Below are 16,111 nucleotides of genomic sequence, written 5' to 3' on the forward strand. Positions count from 1 at the left end.
TTGGTAAGCGCTTACATCACAGCAGCAAATGCCTGCGCCACGCGATGAACGTTGCTGGCATTCAGGCCCGCCACGCACATACGGCCGCTGGCGATCAGGTAGACGCCGAACTCTTCCCGCAGGCGATCGACCTGCGCCGCGCTCAGACCGGTATAGCTGAACATCCCACGCTGCTTGAGCAGATAGTCGAAGTTATGTCCCGGCACGGCCTCTTTCAGCACGTTAACCAGCTCCTGACGCATGGACAGGATGCGCTTACGCATCGCTTCCACTTCGGCAAGCCAGGACGCTTTCAGCTGTTCGTCACCGAGAACCGTCGCCACCACCTGCGCACCAAAGTTTGGCGGGCTGGAGTAAATACGGCGCACCGTCGCCTTCAGCTGGCCCAGGACGCGACCCGCCGCTTCGGCGTCTTCACAGACCACGGACAGACCGCCAACGCGTTCACCGTACAGGGAGAAGATTTTAGAGAAGGAGTTGCTGACCAGCGCTGGCAGCCCGGCGCTGGCCACGGCGCGGATGGCGTAAGCATCTTCTTCCATACCTGCGCCAAAGCCCTGGTAGGCGATGTCGAGGAACGGAATCAGGTCGCGGGCCTTCAGTACCTCAATCACCGCATCCCACTGGGCGTTGGTGAGATCTGCCCCGGTCGGGTTATGGCAGCATGGGTGCAGCAGCACAATGCTGCGCGCCGGCAGGGTGTTCAGTTTTTCCAGCAGCGCTTCAACGCGTACGCCGTTCGTTTTACCGTCGAACCACGGATAGGTCGCCACGTTGAAACCTGCGCCCTCGAAGATCGCAACGTGGTTTTCCCACGTCGGGTCACTGACCCATATGCCTGAATCCGGGAAGTATTTTTTCAGGAAGTCTGCACCCACTTTCAGCGCACCCGAGCCGCCCAGCGTCTGGATGGTCGCCACGCGTTTTTGCGCGAGCACCGCGTGATCGGCACCGAATAACAGCGGAGCGATGGTGTTGCGGTAGGCGTTTAACCCTTCCATCGGCAGATAAAGAGAAGCACCGTGTGGAACAGCGTTCAGACGCGCTTCGGCTTCGGCAACGGCTTTTAATTGAGGAATGATGCCATCCTCGTTGTAATACAGACCGATGCTGAGGTTCACTTTGTCGCTGCGAGGATCTTCTTTGAAACGCTCCATTAAGGAGAGGATAGGGTCGCCGGCATAGGCGTCAACTTTCTGAAACACGCGATGGTTCTCCGGAATTCGATGAGGCAGGGATTTCAACAATAAACCGGAATATCACTCAACACCACCCCTTAAGATTATCCTGCGATCGGCATAGGTTTTTTGCGTCCTCTCGCCATGACATTTACCCAATATTTTCCCCTTCTCGCTTTTCGTAATGTGGCTCCTGCGCAACCGCGCATTCACTGATTCAAGGAGTTCACATCATGGATTCACAATTTATTGGTTCAGTTATTAACGCCCTGCCGCTGGAACATATGATCGGCGGTCCGCTGCAGGCGATGATCAAAGCACAGGTCCAGGCGAGTAAGGCCTATACCGACTTCCTGCTCTCCGTCTGTATTAAAGACGGCAAAGCTGTCGCGATCGAGTTCGATTACGACGAAACCGTGGTAGACGAACAGGGGGTCAATAAAGGCAGCGTGACTCGCAAGATGAGTATTCCGCTCCTGGCGGCGGTCACCCACCCCATCATCTGTATCGAGGACGGTACCATCGACTTTGAGCTGGAAGTGAGCCAGAGCGAAGCCAGTTCCAGCAGCACCGAAGCGGAGGCCTCCGTGGAAGCGTCCGTCGGCTGGGGCGTTTTCAAAGCGAAAATGACCGGCAAGGTCTCCCATAAATCGGAGCAGACCCGTTCGACCGATACACGCGCGAAATATTCCATTCATACCCAGATTAAACGCCAGGAGCCACCTGAAGCTCTGCAGCGCGTGATTGATTACCTGACCAACGCCAAAACCAAGCCTGTCGCCGCGCAATAATCTTCCACGCCGCGACATACGTGCGATTCCGTAACGCAGGGGCTACCCGGGTAGCCCTTTTTCCAGGAGCGAAATATGTCTTTTAAAAAATGGCTGCGCGGCGGCAAGGATGAGGAGCCGGAAAACAGTGCGGGCAAAGAGGATGAAGGCACGCCGCCGGTACAGGAAAACACGCTTCCATCGCCTCCAGCCGATATTCCCGGCGTGCCGATCTCGCTTGAAGATATCACGCGTGGGATGCAGTACGCGGCCACTGCGGCCAACGAACTGATTGCTCAGCAGTATATGAAGGCGCTGGATCCCTTTTTCGAACCCGCAGAAGACGGTTCGTTAATTCCACGCACGGTACAGCTGGCGCTGGATGAAAAGCACTACTTTGACCTGCCCTTAGTCGCGCTTTCGACACCGCGCGGGCTGATGCTGGAAAAGATGAAGGTCAACCTGACGATCCGTACGGAAGGCATGCAGGCGCCTTCCCGCCAGTCCGGTGAAAACGAATTTGGCCGCTTTCACGTCAGCCTTTCGCCTTCCAGCGATAACAAAGGCGGGCGTGACAGCCGCCACGTCGATGTAGAGATGCAATTTACCGCACTTGAGCCACCGGAAAGCGTCATGCGTTTGATTGACGAATACACCAACAAGGTGATTCCCCGCCCGAAAGCAGAGGAGACTCCGTAATGCAAAAACAACCAGAACGTACAGGTGACAGGGGCATTCAGCTTATTTGCCAGTTTGAAGGGCTGAGGCTGGAGCGTTATCGCGATGCCGTAGGTTTATGGACCATCGGCTACGGCCATTTGATCCTCAAAGAGGAGATGGAAAAGCTCACCAAAATTACCACCGGTGAAGCCAAAGATCTGCTGCGCAAAGATCTGAAACGCACCGAGGACGGCGTGAAAAAACTGCTGAACAACGCTTCGACGCAGAACCAATTCGACGCGCTGGTTTCGTTCGCCTTCAACCTTGGCGTGGGCAATTTAAAGAAATCCACGCTGCTCAAAAAATTCAACGCAGGCGATATCCAGGGCGCCGCACTGCAGTTCAAAAGCTGGAATAAGGCAGGCGGTAAGGTTTTGACCGGGCTTACCCGACGCCGCGAGGCGGAAATGAAGCTATTTCTTAGTTAATTCAACAGGAAAATTACAATGAAACCACTTTACATAGTGAAAATGGCCGTACTGTCTGTTTCGTTATTCAACGTGTTACAGGCAACCGCCGCCATGCCAACCTGCGAAGAGGAAATAAAGGAAGCCAACACCTTTTTATCTTCTCAGGGTATGGTGCCCGTCAATAACGTGACCGATCTGGCGACAACGCTTCGTCATATAAAAAATTTTGGGCGCCTGCCCGACCGCTATATTACCTCGGATGAGGCCAAACGCCTCGGCTGGTCGGGAAGTGAAAGCGAATCGCTTTGGGGTCTTAAACCCACCAATCAAAAATGGATCGGTGGCGATAAATACAGCGATCGCGCTCTTCCTTCCAGTCAGCCCTGGCTTAGCGCGGATATCGATGTCGTGAAGGGGTATCGCTCTCCCAAGCGTTTGATTTACAGCCTGTCAGGGCAACAGCGCTTTATTACGACCGATAAGTATCAGCATATTGTTGAGCTGGATCCCTGCCAATAATAAGCGCCCGTTACGATAATAAATCCCCTTTTCCGAGGGGATTTATCCTTGCAGAGGATGAACGTATGTCTGACATCTATCTCCCGACCCTCATCAGTGAAGCCTTGCTGGCTTTTTCAGGTTTATTTGGCGGCGTCAGTATCTCGTTTTTCTGGCAACCGCAGCGATTGCACCAGCACAGCCGATTTATGGCAGGCATTATTTTTGGTGGAATCAGCATGGGCGCGGCCGTCGCATTAGGTGGATTAGCAGCCCGCTGGTTAAAGATAGACCTTAATCAGGCCGATATCACGCTTGGTTTAGGGTATATCCTCGGGGCAATGAGTAATGGCCTGATCGTCTGGCTGGCAAACTTTTTTCGCCGGCATGAACAGCGCGATATTTTTGATGTTGCAAGCGTCATCAAAAGTAAAGTCAGACATGAATCACTTTCTCCGCCTGATTTAACCCACAACAAACCCGATGGAGAATAAATGCTTAACATAATGAATGGCTGGGTGCTTCCCTTTATTATCTTCGTCGACCTGATAACATCGCTGCTGATTTTGTTTGCCGCCTATAGCCGAAGAGTCCATGCCCTGCCGGTAATGTGTAAAATTGGCTTAGCCGCCCTCGCCTTTGGTTTTTTTGGTGAGAGCAGCTTAAACATGAAATTTATTCTTACCGGTGCTGATATACTGAGTGACAGCTTTCCATTTTGGCTATTGCAGGACTTCGGAACGCTGGTGGTGGTGATATATTATTTCAAATCTCAGTACCGTTAAAAAAACAAAGCGCAACAGAGGTCTGTCTGTTGCGCTTTTCTTTTAACGCATTTTGACTGCAGCCCTTCGCTTTGCTGAAAATCGGCTAATTAGACATATATTTAAAATAGAGCATTGCGGCCTGCGTCCGATTGTTGACCTGTAGTCGGTGAAAGATGGATTCCAGATGCACTTTGACCGTACCTGCGCTGATATTCAATTGCCGGCTGATCTGCTTATTTGTTCCTCCATTCGCCAGCAGCTTAAGAACTTCCTTCTGCCGACGACTCAGGGAGTAGATCGGCAACCCGCCAGTGGGTTGTTCTCGCTGGACCACGGCTTGCTCCGGAAAACAGACCACCCCCGAGGAGACCATACAAAGTATCTGGCTGATTTTCTCGGCGGGGAGATCCTTGGTAAAAATGCCCTTAATGCTTTGGCGGATGTAGAAGTTGAATATCTTATCCGTCGTTTTTCGTAACATCACCACGATCGGTAGCTCAGGCCAGTTTGTCATCAAATTAGTGATAAAATCACGGCACTTCATTTCACCATCCAGCAAAATAATGCTGACCGGCATAGAGGTTAAAATTGCGTGTGCATCTTCAAAATTGCTCGCTGCAAAAACAGTGCATTCCGGCATGACGCGTTCCAGCTCTGTTTTCATACCGTGAATGAAGATCGGTAATTCATCGATCATTAATATATTCATCGTAGCATAACCCCGTGTGAAATCTATTTTCTTAGGTTATTTAACCAACTTATTCCGAAATTAAGTATGCGTGCTATTACAAAACTGTAAAAACAGCATTCGGCATAAGGCAAATGTCATATATCCAAAGCAAAAAGTTAAGCAGTACTACACATTAAACATAGCCATATTTAATTAAGAACGATCTTATCGTTATTAAAAACATCCTGGGCTCAATAGCATATTCCCAGAAATATTGCTGGCACTTATTATTTTACTGCACGCGTGCCATCCACCTACATATTAATATTTCAATGAGGTCATTTATGACAATACTAACAGTGTATTTCTGTGGTACTGGATCTAATAAATTTGATGAGTCTCATGCTAATTACTGGAACGGCGAGCTCATCTCTTCTCTGGCAGCCAATAACAAGGGTAAAGAGTTCGCCGAATGGGTCATTCTTGATGGTCCGGGGAGCGGCAATCTACAAAGCGATGAGCTTTGGGTCAAAAGCGGAGAATATTCTCAGCTTCGCGCCCAGCTTCTGGGCAGCGGCTGGAATGAGAATGTTCAGCATGCGATCAATATTATCAAAGGACACGTTGACTGGCAGCGTGAGAAGCTCACAAAAGAAAACTATGAGCAGCTTAAAAAGGCGGGTGTACCGATTCAGGACGTTGAGGTTACCGGCTCATTTTGGTGGCGCAAATATGACTATGGCGATCGTAAAGTGACCCAGCAGGCGCTGCAGCAGCAAATCATCAAAACCTTCCGCCAGGGTCAGATCCTGCCCACTCAGGTGAACCTTGTTGGGTGGAGCCGGGGCGGAATTAGCTGCCATATGCTTGCCAATGCAATGCTTGCCGATCCCCTTTTAACGACGATTCCGGTGAATATTTTTGCGGTCGATCCGGTTCCGGGTATGGGTAATTTCCAGGCGGACAAAGTCACTCTGGGCAGCAACGTGAAGGAGTATGTGGCTTTCTATGCCAGACATGAGCGATCAAAAGGTTTCTCGTGCGTCATTCCACAGACCGATAGCGCGACAAAAGTCCATATTTATCCCATGTCTGGTCGCCACGCTACGCTGGTAGGGAATGCTTCGGCCAATGGGAATAGCGGGGAAAAAGTGGTCCATGAGCCCGGCACGATCGTGCGTCATTTCGCCGAAGTTTGCCTGCAAAGATGGGGCGTCACGCTGGATAAAAAGCTCAATCTGGATGGAGTGCAGCTGCTGGAATTGCATCAGGCCATTCAGCGTAACGCTCCGCTATTCGCCGAAATGCAGAAAACGGTGTACACCATTTCGGAAAACGATGGGGGGGAGCGTTATGTCTCGTTGGGCAGCACCGGAAAACGGTTCTCGTCCATCCAGGGTTCGCGCTTCAGTCCGGAGTCAGGGCTCGCGTCGGATTATTTGACTAATCAGGCGATCTATAACGTGTTGAAATAAGCGTTACGCGTCCAACGGCAGCTAATGCCGTTGGACGACTATCTGCGAGTCTCAGTCGATGTACTTCATCGCAACCCTTGACGTCAGGCGCGTGATAAGTTCGTAAGCACTCACTTTCGTAATTTCAGCAATGCGTTCGACGGGCAAACCTTCACCCCACATCACGACATCGTCGCCGGGCTTATCCTGGGCTTCAGGCCCCAGATCGACACAAATCATGTCCATCGCCACGCGGCCGACGATCTTCACCTCGCGACCGTTGACCAGAACCGGCGTACCCGACGGCGCGGCGCGCGGATAGCCGTCACCATAGCCCATCGCCACCACTCCGAGACGGGTATCACGCTCGCTGGTCCAGGTACCGCCGTAGCCCACCGGCTCGCCCGCTTTATGGTCACGCACGGCAATCAGGTTAGAGACCAGCGACATGACCGGCTGGAAGCCAAAGTCCGGCCCCCAGGGTTTGTTCTCCAGCGGCGACACGCCGTAGAGAATGATGCCCGGTCGCGCCCAGTCGAAGTGCGACTGCGGCCACAGCAGAATACCGCCGGATGCCGCAATCGAGCGCATCCCCGGCTTGCCTTCGCAAAAGGTGTTAAAGATATCCAGCTGGCGCTCGGTCGCACCGCACTCGGGCTCATCGGCGCGGGCGAAGTGGCTGACGATATTCACCGGCTGGCGCACGTTTTTGCACCGGCATAAACGCTGATAAAACGCTTCCGCGCTTTCCGGACGCACGCCCAGACGATGCATGCCCGTGTCGAGCTTCATCCAGACGGTCACCGGCTCGCTCAGTTCGGCGGTTTCGAGTGCGGTTAGCTGTTCTTCGTTATGTACCGCCGTGTGCAGATGCTGGTCAGCAATGGTCGGTAAATCTGTGGCTTCGAAAAAGCCTTCGAGGAGCAAAATGGGTTGAGTAATGCCGCCCGCACGCAGGCGGAGGGCTTCTTCAAGACGGGCGACGCCAAAGGCGTCGGCATCGGGGAGCGTTCGCGCGGTCTCAAGAAGACCGTGTCCGTAAGCGTTCGCTTTCACGACTGCAACGAGCTTGCTGGCAGGCGCCAGTTCACGCAGACGTTGCAGGTTGTGTCGCAGAGCGCGGCGGTTAATAACAACAGTTGCCGCTTGCATTTGAATTCCTTAGAAATTACTCATCATCATATTGAGGACCGGCATAGTTGTCGAAACGCGACCACTGTCCGTTAAAGGTCAGACGCACCGTCCCGATTGGGCCGTTACGTTGTTTACCAATAATAATTTCGGCGATCCCTTTCAGGTCGCTATTCTCGTGATAAACCTCATCACGGTAGATAAACATGATTAAGTCGGCATCCTGCTCGATGGAGCCGGACTCACGCAGGTCAGAGTTGACCGGGCGCTTGTCGGCACGTTGTTCCAGAGAGCGGTTCAGCTGCGACAGCGCGACGACCGGTACGTGCAGCTCTTTGGCTAACGCCTTGAGCGAGCGGGAAATCTCCGCAATTTCAAGCGTACGGTTGTCGGAAAGCGACGGGACGCGCATCAGCTGAAGGTAGTCGATCATGATGAGGCCGATGCCGCCGTGTTCACGGGCGATACGGCGCGCGCGGGAGCGCACTTCCGTCGGCGTCAGGCCGGAGGAGTCATCGATATATATGTTACGTTTTTCCAGCAGAATGCCCATGGTGCCGGAAATGCGCGCCCAGTCTTCATCATCGAGCTGGCCGGTACGAATGCGGGTCTGATCCACGCGCGACAGCGACGCCAGAGAACGCATCATAATCTGCTCGGAGGGCATCTCAAGGCTGAAGATCAATACCGGCTTATCCTGCAACATCGCCGCGTTTTCGACGAGGTTCATCGCAAAGGTAGTTTTACCCATCGACGGACGCGCGGCGACGATAATCAAATCCGACGGCTGCAGACCGGCGGTTTTCTTGTTCAAATCGTCATAGCCGGTGTTTACCCCGGTCACACCGTCGTGCGGCTGCTGGAACAGCTGTTCGATACGGGCAACGGTGGCGTCGAGGACATCGGCGATGTTTTTTGGACCTTCGTCTTTATTGGCGCGGCTTTCGGCGATTTTAAAGACGCGGGATTCAGCCAGATCGAGCAGGTCTTCGCTGGTACGCCCCTGTGGATCAAAACCGGCTTCGGCGATCTCATTCGCCACCGAAATCATCTCGCGGACGACGGCACGTTCGCGCACGATATCGGCATAAGCGCTGATGTTCGCTGCACTAGGCGTGTTTTTTGACAGTTCCGCCAGATAGGCAAACCCGCCGCAGCTGTCGAGCTGACCAAGACGCTCCAGCGATTCCGCGAGCGTGATCAGGTCGATCGGACTGCCCGACTCCTGCAGGCGCGCCATTTCAGTAAAGATGTGGCGGTGCGGGCGGGTGTAGAAATCTTCCGCCACGACGCGCTCGGCGACGTCGTCCCAGCGCTCGTTATCCAGCATTAAACCGCCCAACACCGACTGTTCCGCTTCAATCGAGTGCGGCGGGACCTTTAACCCTGCGACCTGGAAATCACGCTCGCGAGGTTCAGTCTGTTTGTTGAAGGGTTTGTTTCCTGCCATAGTGAATGGAGTTACCGAGATAAAGAGTGGGTCGAAAGATTACCATATTTTTCTTACGGAGGGAGCATGGCAACGCGCATTGAATTCCAGAAACACGGTGGGCCAGACGTACTGAAAGCGGTGGAGTTCACCCCTGCCGCGCCTGGCGAAAACGAAGTGCAGGTTGAAAACAAAGCCATCGGCATTAACTACATCGACACCTATATTCGCGGCGGTCTCTACCCGCCGCCGTCAATGCCGAGCGGCCTGGGCACCGAGGCAGCCGGTGTCGTCGTCAAAGTGGGCAGCGCGGTTAAGCATATTAAAGAGGGCGACCGCGTGGTGTACGCGCAGTCTGCGCTGGGCGCTTACAGCTCCGTCCACAACATTCCGGCGGATAAAGCCGCCCTGCTGCCTAACGCCATCTCCTTTGAGCAGGCGGCGGCCTCGTTCCTGAAAGGTCTGACGGTTTACTACCTGCTGCGCAAAACCTATGAAATTAAGCCCGACGAGCAGTTCCTGTTCCATGCCGCAGCGGGTGGCGTCGGGCTCATCGCCTGTCAGTGGGCAAAAGCGCTGGGCGCGAAGCTGATCGGCACCGTCGGAAATGCACAAAAAGCGCAGCGCGCGCTGCAGGCGGGCGCCTGGCAGGTGATTAACTACCGTGAAGAGAGCATTGTTGAGCGGCTGAAGGAGATCACCAGCGGCAAAAAAGTGCGCGTGGTGTATGACTCGGTGGGGAAAGACACGTGGGAGGCGTCGCTGGACTGTCTGCAGCGCCGTGGTCTGATGATTAGCTTCGGCAATGCGTCTGGCGCGGTCACCGGCGTTAACCTCGGTATTCTGAATCAGAAAGGTTCGCTGTATGTGACTCGCCCTTCCCTGCAGGGATACATCACCAACCGGGAAGAACTTGAGGAAGCCAGCAACGAGCTGTTCTCGCTGATCGCCAGCGGGGTCATCAAAGTGGATGTGGCAGATGCGCAGAAATTCGCGCTGACCGATGCGCAGCGTGCGCATGAGGTGCTGGAGAGCCGGGCAACGCAGGGGTCGAGCTTGTTGATTCCCTGAGCCCCAAAAAGAAATTGGGCTTCCCGTGGGAAGCCCTTTCTTTTTTTAGTTCGGCTGTATGTAGGGTACAGCTCGATGAATTCTTTAACGGCAGTCATAGTGACAGATTCGATAACTAAATCCTATTCTGTTCTAAGCCATGCCGCCGGAAAAGTTACAAGTATGTGACGAACCCCTCAATACCTTAGTAACGGAAGCGGTTATTGCGCTGATAACTGGGCACTTTTGGCGCTTTAATCGCCCGAATCACCCACACGACCGCAATGGCCAGCAGTAGCCACGGCAATAGTTTGATCGTCAGCGCAAACAGTCCGCCAATAAACATGACCACCGTCGCCACCACGATAGCCGCCAGAATGCCGAGCAGCGAAACGCCTGTCGCTAACAGCATGACAAAAAAGCCAATCACAAAAAGTAGTTCCAGCATGGTGCTCTCCCACGAGTTCCCGAGTAATGCAGTCAGCATTACAAGAATCATGCCAGTATTAACCTGTTGTTATTAAAGCAAAACGCCCCGCGAACGTTCGCAGGGCGTGGTGAATTTGACGAACTTTTAGCGAAAGTTATCGCTTGTCCGCCACCAGTCGCAGCGCATGTTCCAGCACCTCAATATCGGCTCCGGCTTTATGCGCATTCTCGCTCAGGTAGCGGCGCCACTGACGCGCGCCCGGAATACCCTGGAACAGGCCAAGCATATGGCGGGTGATATGACCGAGATAGGTGCCATTGCTCAACTCACGCTCAATGTAGGGGTACATCGCACGCACGACGGCAACCGGATCGGTGTCCGCGCCTTCGATGCCAAAGATTTCGCGATCGACCGTCGCCAGAATGCCCGGATTCTGATACGCCTCGCGGCCGACCATCACGCCATCCATATGCGCCAGATGCGCTTTGGCCTCTTCCAGCGACTTGATGCCGCCGTTGATGGACATCGTCAGGTGCGGGAAGTCACGCTTCAGTTGATACACGCGCGGATAGTCCAGCGGCGGGATCTCACGGTTCTCTTTCGGGCTGAGGCCGGAGAGCCAGGCTTTTCGCGCGTGGATGATGAACATCTCACACTCGCCTTTCCCGGATACCGTGTTGATGAAGTCGCACAGGAATTCGTAGCTGTCCTGGTCGTCAATGCCGATACGGGTTTTGACCGTGACCGGAATGGAGACCACATCGCGCATCGCCTTGATACAGTCCGCTACAAGCTGTGCATTCCCCATCAGACAGGCGCCAAACATGCCGTTCTGCACGCGGTCGGACGGGCAGCCAACGTTCAGGTTGATCTCGTCGTAGCCGCGTTCTTCCGCCAGCTTCGCGCACTGCGCCAGCGCGGCCGGATCGCTGCCGCCCAGCTGCAGGGCAACCGGATGCTCTTCTTCGCTATAGGCCAGATAGTCGCCCTTCCCGTGAATGATTGCGCCCGTGGTCACCATTTCGGTGTACAGCAGCGTATGGCGGGAGAGCTGGCGCAGGAAGTAGCGACAGTGTCTGTCCGTCCAGTCGAGCATCGGCGCAATGGAGAAACGGTGTGCAGGGAAAGCGGTCTGTAATTCTGACGACATGGCGAAGTTTTAAGCATCTGGTGGAAAAGGGGCGCTACTATAGCACAAAGAAAAGCCGGAGGCGCAGCGCCTCCGGTGGACTTTAGAACGTCATGCTCAGCTGAGCCCCGGCGCCCCAGGTTTCGTCCTCGCCGTACAGGCCCATCAGGTCAACATGAACGGTACTGAACGGCGCGAAGCCGACACCGCCGGTAAAGACATTGCTGTCGTTACCCTTCACGTCCGCGCGATAGCCCGCACGCACCGCCAGCCAGCTGAGCGGCGTAACCTCAGCACCGACGCCCACGTACTGCGACGTATCTTCGCTCTTGAAGCCTTTGGTTTCCGTCAGATCGCCATCGGCGGTCAGCGTCACCAGGTCGTTATGCCAGGCGGCGCCGGCGGTCACCAGCGGACGGATCTGGTAGGTGTCTTTGTAGCTCACCACTTCTCCCGTCCGGCCGTTGCGGATACGGATATCTTTGGTGTCGATATCGCGCGACATCAGGTTTTGACCGCTCACGCCAACCGTCCAGTGTTCGCCGAAATCAGCCGCGATACCGGCATCGACGTTAAAGCCCGTGTCGTCCGTGCGGTAGCGGCTGTCGTTCCACTTGTTACTGTCGTAATCGTAGATTGACGTGGTGTAGTTATAGACCCAGGTTTTTTGCAGCTTTGGCGTCACGCCCACGGAAACAGGGACACCGCCGAGGTCAAACTGACGGGCAACGGCAACACCATAGTCGGACACAATCGCTGCCCGGCCAGACGCCGTTGAGTTGAGATTTTTAGTGATTTGATCCGTGCCGTTCAGCGCAGCGTCCAGGGCAACACCGGCAGCCACCACCTTGCTTTGTTGAATACCGCGCAGATAATCAATATCTTGCTGATCGATAGACGAACTCACCCGCCCATGGGCGTAGCCTTTCGCCATAAAGGCCACGGAAAGCACATCGTTAGGGATACTCACGGCAAGCCCAGCACCTGCCGTCGCGCGTGCGGTTTTACCCTTGAGATAGTCCAGCTCATCGGCCAGATCTTTGGCCGCGCCCTGGAATTGATTAATGGAACCTAACGGATTGGTGATGATCTCCCTTGGCGTGAGGTCATCAACCACATCCTTATAGTGATTGATTTTGTCGTTGATGGTATCAATCTCGTCCTGAAGATTGTCCTCATCCGTCACCTGTACGCCAACGGACGGCAAAATGACCGTCACATCATCGTCCGGTTTTGCCTTTGCCAGCAACGCGGGGTTGATTAACGCCCCGCTACCATAGCTCCCGGAGGCAACGCCAGTGCCACCCATTGCGTCGCTACGTGATTCTGTCCAGGTATTGGCTGCTCCCGCCTGATTTGCCATAAACAAGGAAACAGCGATACTAACCACCGAAAATTTAAAATTTTTTTTCACAGTATGCCCGTTATAGTCTGTTATGAAATAACCCCTGTCTGTTATCACCCAAACAGGAACGAACTATTGCTGTGAATAAGTAGTAAAAGACCCGCTATTTCTATCCCTAAGTAAAACTCCCTTACGGCCTGTTATATTTTGTGACGGCCCTCAATATTTATAGAAGAGGAAATTATTTTTTCCCAGGTTTTCCATCATGCGGTCCAAAAAACTGGGGCGGGTGGTCTACCCAGCGATCCTCACGGGTAGCGGCATACACGGGGTTGAGCGGATAGTAGATGCGGTTGTGCTTTTTGTTGGCCTCGCCAACGACCAGTAACCGCACCTCTTCGTCCGTGTTGTTGATAAAGGTGTGGCAGATACCGGTTCCGGCAGGAAACCCCACGCTGTCGCCCGGTTCAAGTTTCCATAAATAGCCATTGATCCACGCTTCTGGATGACCTTCGAGCACATAAACGAACTCTTCTTCATCGCTTTCCGCGTGCGGATAGGACGTCCTGCGCCCGGGCGGTAAACGCTCGTGATGGATACCAATGCGCCCGAGCCCAAGCTTGCGAGCCAACGGGGCGCCGATAGAAAAACGCTCATCGCTATCTGGATAGGTCGAATCATCCGCGCCTTCAACGTCGCGCCAGTGTCGAATACAGTCAGGTTTTTTCATTGTTTATTTCCCGGTTTGCAATGGGTCAGGTATAGCACAGACTGGCGGATCTCGGCGTTTTTACCAGAACATGATAAAGTAGGGGTTTCCGTCCTATAACATCCGGGGTGCTAAATGGATAAGTCCACAAAAGAGCTGTTAGCGCAGGCCGAAAAGCTGTGTTCGCAACGCAATGTGCGCCTGACTCCGCAGCGCCTTGAAGTCTTACGTCTGATGAGCCTGCAGCAGGGTGCTATCAGCGCCTACGATCTGCTGGACCTGCTCCGCGAAAGCGAGCCGCAGGCGAAACCTCCGACCGTGTATCGCGCCCTGGATTTCCTGCTGGTACAAGGATTCGTGCACAAAGTTGAGTCCACAAACAGCTATGTGTTGTGCCATCTGTTCGATCAGCCCACCCATACATCGGCGATGTTTATCTGCGACCGCTGCGGCGTGGTGAAAGAAGAGGCTGCGGAAGGCGTGGAAGATATTATGCATACGCTGGCGGCGAAAATGGGTTTTGCCCTGCGTCATAACGTGATTGAAGCGCACGGACTGTGCTCTGCCTGCGTGGAAGTGGAAGCCTGCCGTCATCAGGACGCGTGTCAGCACGACCACTCTATTCTTGTGAAGAAAAAACCGCGTTAACGGCAAAAGAAAAGGCGGCTCATGGCCGCCCTCAGGGTGTACTTCCTTGTACTTGCGGGTATAGCCCGGTTACCAGCGGTAGTCGTTGCGTTTTTCCCAGTCGCCCACTTCTCTTTCCGCCTGGTCTTTCGCGTAGCCGTAACGCTCCTGGATTTTACCGACAAGCTGATCGCGTTTACCTTCAATGACGGTCATATCGTCATCGGTCAGCTTACCCCACTGTTCTTTCGCTTTACCTTTGAACTGCTTCCAGTTGCCGCCGATTTCGTCTTTATTCATCATCGTGTCCTCTTAGTTAAGCGTCGGGTCGTAACGTCCGTTACGTTCTTTTCTGCTGGACGTGATAATTATTGTAGTTAAGGATTCGGCAGTTGATTTCATATTCGGAATCTTTAACCGTCACGATATATCGTGACGTGAAGGGAACCAGGTATCGTTTTGCCAGTGGCGGTGCCAGATAAAAGCCAGCGATATCCCTCGCAGCGAGAGGAAAACGGCCAGGGCCAGCCACAAACCGTGATTACCCAGCCAGGGAAGCGTCAGCAGCGTCAGACCAAACCCGGCCGCCGCGACCGCCATGCTGTTACGCATTTCCGCTCCGCGCGTCGCACCAATGAACATGCCGTCCAGCAGATAACACCAGACGCCGACCACCGGTAAGATGACTTGCCAGATGAGATAGTGACTCGCCAGCTCGCGCAGCGCAGGAAGAGACGTAAGCAACGCGACAATTTGCTCACCAAAGCAGGCGTAAACCAGGCCAAACGCCAGCGCCACCAGCCCAGACTGGCGGCAGGCTGCCCGCCAGACGTCCCTAAGCTGCTCGCTTTCGCGCGCCCCGTACGCCTGCCCGGAATGCGCTTCTACCGCATAGGCAAATCCGTCCAGCGCGTAGGCGGTAAAGGTCAGCAGCGTCATCAATACCGCGTTGACCGCGACGATTTCTGGCCCCAGTCGGACCCCGAAAACCGTCAGCGCGCCGAAGCAGAGCTGAAGCAGCAGCGAGCGCAGCATGATGTCACGATTGAGCGCCAGCAGCCTACGGATATTGCCGCGCCATGCGGTTTTGAGCAGCGCCAGGGAGATCCCGCGCATCGCCAGCACGCGCCAGACCATCCACAGACCGATAATCAAGGTTCCGTATTCGGCAATCGCCGTCGCCAGCGCCGCGCCCTGCACGTTCATATTCAGGCCCATTACCAGCCAGACATCCAGCACAATGTTGAGAAGGTTGCCTACCACCAGCAAAATCACTGGCGCACGGGCGTACTGAACGCCCAGTAGCCACCCCAGCAGAACCAGGTTTGCCAGCGAGGCGGGCGCGCTGAGCCAGCGAATTTCAAGGAAACGTCGCGCCTGCGCCAGTACCGCCTCGCTGCCGCCAACAACATGGAGCGCAAGGTCGATCAGGGGCGTACGTAATAAAACGATTAACACTCCCGCGCCAAGCGCAAGGATCAGCGGCTGGACCAGCGCGCGCGCCAGACGCAGCGGATCTTTTGCACCATAAGCCTGTGCCGTGAGTCCGGTGGTGCTCATGCGCAAAAAGAGCAGCAGCATAAACAGGAAGCTGGTTGCCGTTGCGCCAATCGCCACGCCGCCAAGATAAACAGGCGAATCAAGATGACCAATAACGGCAGTATCGACCAGCCCCAGCAAGGGCACGGTGATATTGGAAAAAATCATCGGCAGAGCGAGACGCCACAATGCCTTATCTGATTCCGTCAGCAGTGACATGAAAAATACCGGGAGTGGAGAATGAAGCAGGCTACA

General features: G+C 54.3%; 19 protein-coding genes. 9 read left to right on the top strand and 10 right to left on the bottom strand.

Features of this window, described 5'->3' with window-relative positions; genetic code table 11:
- Positions 1-11: 11 nt before the first annotated feature.
- Positions 12-1,205: an aromatic amino acid transaminase gene (gene tyrB, locus AC27FC_RS18575; protein ID WP_064672985.1), complete on the bottom strand. Its 1,194-nt coding sequence runs from the start codon at positions 1,203-1,205 to the stop codon at positions 12-14.
- A gap of 206 nt (positions 1,206-1,411) precedes the next feature.
- Between tyrB and AC27FC_RS18580 the strand changes: the two genes are divergently transcribed.
- The 6 genes from AC27FC_RS18580 to AC27FC_RS18605 all read left to right on the top strand — a co-directional run bounded on the left by AC27FC_RS18580 (position 1,412) and on the right by AC27FC_RS18605 (position 4,361).
- Positions 1,412-1,969 carry a DUF2589 domain-containing protein gene (locus tag AC27FC_RS18580; protein ID WP_023334176.1) on the top strand — a complete coding sequence of 186 codons (558 nt, stop codon included), beginning with the start codon at positions 1,412-1,414 and terminating at the stop codon, positions 1,967-1,969.
- Between the two features lie 75 nt (positions 1,970-2,044).
- Positions 2,045-2,647 (top strand): DUF2589 domain-containing protein, encoded by a 603-nt coding sequence (locus tag AC27FC_RS18585; protein WP_094935054.1) that lies wholly within the window; start codon positions 2,045-2,047, stop codon positions 2,645-2,647.
- Positions 2,647-3,096, top strand: coding sequence for a lysozyme (locus AC27FC_RS18590; protein ID WP_048976345.1), 450 nt, complete (start codon positions 2,647-2,649; stop codon positions 3,094-3,096). The genes AC27FC_RS18585 and AC27FC_RS18590 overlap by 1 nt, the downstream gene beginning before the upstream one ends.
- 18 nt (positions 3,097-3,114) lie before the next feature.
- Positions 3,115-3,597, top strand: a complete 483-nt coding sequence (locus tag AC27FC_RS18595) for a ribonuclease domain-containing protein (protein WP_094935055.1) — start codon at positions 3,115-3,117, stop codon at positions 3,595-3,597.
- Between the two features lie 65 nt (positions 3,598-3,662).
- Entirely contained in the window at positions 3,663-4,070 is a 408-nt protein-coding gene (locus tag AC27FC_RS18600; protein ID WP_033144411.1) for a hypothetical protein, read from the top strand.
- Positions 4,071-4,361, top strand: a complete 291-nt coding sequence (locus tag AC27FC_RS18605; RefSeq protein ID WP_032662594.1) for a hypothetical protein — start codon at positions 4,071-4,073, stop codon at positions 4,359-4,361.
- Positions 4,362-4,446: 85 nt separating this feature from the next.
- Here the strand turns inward: AC27FC_RS18605 and AC27FC_RS18610 are convergent, their stop codons facing one another.
- A complete protein-coding gene (locus AC27FC_RS18610; protein WP_224435039.1) occupies positions 4,447-5,040 on the bottom strand; it encodes a response regulator transcription factor in 594 nt (197 codons plus the stop codon).
- A gap of 317 nt (positions 5,041-5,357) precedes the next feature.
- Here AC27FC_RS18610 and AC27FC_RS18615 point away from each other — a divergent pair, with 317 nt between their 5' ends.
- Entirely contained in the window at positions 5,358-6,488 is a 1,131-nt protein-coding gene (locus AC27FC_RS18615; protein ID WP_032662597.1) for an ENY2 family protein, read from the top strand.
- Between the two features lie 51 nt (positions 6,489-6,539).
- Here AC27FC_RS18615 and alr read toward each other — a convergent pair whose 3' ends face one another.
- Both alr and dnaB read right to left on the bottom strand, forming a co-directional pair.
- The gene (gene alr, locus AC27FC_RS18620) at positions 6,540-7,619 is read right to left on the bottom strand and encodes an alanine racemase (RefSeq protein WP_094935056.1); all 1,080 of its coding nucleotides are present in this window, start codon (positions 7,617-7,619) and stop codon (positions 6,540-6,542) included.
- A gap of 16 nt (positions 7,620-7,635) precedes the next feature.
- Positions 7,636-9,048 carry a replicative DNA helicase gene (gene dnaB, locus AC27FC_RS18625; RefSeq protein WP_023310046.1) on the bottom strand — a complete coding sequence of 471 codons (1,413 nt, stop codon included), beginning with the start codon at positions 9,046-9,048 and terminating at the stop codon, positions 7,636-7,638.
- A gap of 66 nt (positions 9,049-9,114) precedes the next feature.
- On the opposite strand from dnaB, the gene AC27FC_RS18630 reads away from it, so the two are divergent.
- Positions 9,115-10,098 carry a quinone oxidoreductase gene (locus AC27FC_RS18630; protein ID WP_094935057.1) on the top strand — a complete coding sequence of 328 codons (984 nt, stop codon included), beginning with the start codon at positions 9,115-9,117 and terminating at the stop codon, positions 10,096-10,098.
- A gap of 184 nt (positions 10,099-10,282) precedes the next feature.
- Here AC27FC_RS18630 and pspG read toward each other — a convergent pair whose 3' ends face one another.
- From pspG to AC27FC_RS18650, 4 genes are all read right to left on the bottom strand, one after another.
- Positions 10,283-10,525, bottom strand: a complete 243-nt coding sequence (gene pspG / locus AC27FC_RS18635; protein WP_023310044.1) for an envelope stress response protein PspG — start codon at positions 10,523-10,525, stop codon at positions 10,283-10,285.
- A 136-nt stretch (positions 10,526-10,661) separates the two neighbouring features.
- A complete protein-coding gene (gene dusA, locus AC27FC_RS18640) occupies positions 10,662-11,657 on the bottom strand; it encodes a tRNA dihydrouridine(20/20a) synthase DusA (protein WP_045355242.1) in 996 nt (331 codons plus the stop codon).
- An 82-nt stretch (positions 11,658-11,739) separates the two neighbouring features.
- Positions 11,740-13,050: a conjugal transfer protein TraF gene (locus AC27FC_RS18645; RefSeq protein ID WP_033144404.1), complete on the bottom strand. Its 1,311-nt coding sequence runs from the start codon at positions 13,048-13,050 to the stop codon at positions 11,740-11,742.
- Between the two features lie 172 nt (positions 13,051-13,222).
- Entirely contained in the window at positions 13,223-13,711 is a 489-nt protein-coding gene (locus AC27FC_RS18650; RefSeq protein WP_023310041.1) for a cupin domain-containing protein, read from the bottom strand.
- Between the two features lie 114 nt (positions 13,712-13,825).
- Here AC27FC_RS18650 and zur point away from each other — a divergent pair, with 114 nt between their 5' ends.
- Positions 13,826-14,338, top strand: a complete 513-nt coding sequence (zur, locus tag AC27FC_RS18655) for a zinc uptake transcriptional repressor Zur (RefSeq protein WP_094935058.1) — start codon at positions 13,826-13,828, stop codon at positions 14,336-14,338.
- Between the two features lie 69 nt (positions 14,339-14,407).
- Here the strand turns inward: zur and AC27FC_RS18660 are convergent, their stop codons facing one another.
- Positions 14,408-14,617: a CsbD family protein gene (locus AC27FC_RS18660; protein ID WP_094935059.1), complete on the bottom strand. Its 210-nt coding sequence runs from the start codon at positions 14,615-14,617 to the stop codon at positions 14,408-14,410.
- A 120-nt stretch (positions 14,618-14,737) separates the two neighbouring features.
- On the bottom strand, positions 14,738-16,075 hold the full coding sequence (dinF, locus tag AC27FC_RS18665) for an MATE family efflux transporter DinF (protein ID WP_487160259.1): 1,338 nt from the start codon (positions 16,073-16,075) through the stop codon (positions 14,738-14,740).
- Between the last annotated feature and the right edge of the window lie 36 nt (positions 16,076-16,111).

This window comes from Enterobacter sp. C3_dUdeg (assembly GCF_057536195.1).

Excerpts from the sequence above, each read along its gene's own strand:
- AC27FC_RS18580 (WP_023334176.1), top strand. The coding sequence starts at position 1,412 with ATGGATTCACAATTTATTGGTTCAGTTATTAACGCCCTGCCGCTGGAA.
- AC27FC_RS18585 (WP_094935054.1), top strand. The coding sequence starts at position 2,045 with ATGTCTTTTAAAAAATGGCTGCGCGGCGGCAAGGATGAGGAGCCGGAA.
- AC27FC_RS18590 (WP_048976345.1), top strand. The coding sequence starts at position 2,647 with ATGCAAAAACAACCAGAACGTACAGGTGACAGGGGCATTCAGCTTATT.
- AC27FC_RS18595 (WP_094935055.1), top strand. The coding sequence starts at position 3,115 with ATGAAACCACTTTACATAGTGAAAATGGCCGTACTGTCTGTTTCGTTA.
- AC27FC_RS18600 (WP_033144411.1), top strand. The coding sequence starts at position 3,663 with ATGTCTGACATCTATCTCCCGACCCTCATCAGTGAAGCCTTGCTGGCT.
- AC27FC_RS18605 (WP_032662594.1), top strand. The coding sequence starts at position 4,071 with ATGCTTAACATAATGAATGGCTGGGTGCTTCCCTTTATTATCTTCGTC.
- AC27FC_RS18610 (WP_224435039.1), bottom strand. The coding sequence starts at position 5,040 with ATGATCGATGAATTACCGATCTTCATTCACGGTATGAAAACAGAGCTG.
- AC27FC_RS18615 (WP_032662597.1), top strand. The coding sequence starts at position 5,358 with ATGACAATACTAACAGTGTATTTCTGTGGTACTGGATCTAATAAATTT.
- alr (WP_094935056.1), bottom strand. The coding sequence starts at position 7,619 with ATGCAAGCGGCAACTGTTGTTATTAACCGCCGCGCTCTGCGACACAAC.
- dnaB (WP_023310046.1), bottom strand. The coding sequence starts at position 9,048 with ATGGCAGGAAACAAACCCTTCAACAAACAGACTGAACCTCGCGAGCGT.
- AC27FC_RS18630 (WP_094935057.1), top strand. The coding sequence starts at position 9,115 with ATGGCAACGCGCATTGAATTCCAGAAACACGGTGGGCCAGACGTACTG.
- pspG (WP_023310044.1), bottom strand. The coding sequence starts at position 10,525 with ATGCTGGAACTACTTTTTGTGATTGGCTTTTTTGTCATGCTGTTAGCG.
- dusA (WP_045355242.1), bottom strand. The coding sequence starts at position 11,657 with ATGTCGTCAGAATTACAGACCGCTTTCCCTGCACACCGTTTCTCCATT.
- AC27FC_RS18650 (WP_023310041.1), bottom strand. The coding sequence starts at position 13,711 with ATGAAAAAACCTGACTGTATTCGACACTGGCGCGACGTTGAAGGCGCG.
- zur (WP_094935058.1), top strand. The coding sequence starts at position 13,826 with ATGGATAAGTCCACAAAAGAGCTGTTAGCGCAGGCCGAAAAGCTGTGT.
- AC27FC_RS18660 (WP_094935059.1), bottom strand. The coding sequence starts at position 14,617 with ATGAATAAAGACGAAATCGGCGGCAACTGGAAGCAGTTCAAAGGTAAA.
- dinF (WP_487160259.1), bottom strand. The coding sequence starts at position 16,075 with ATGTCACTGCTGACGGAATCAGATAAGGCATTGTGGCGTCTCGCTCTG.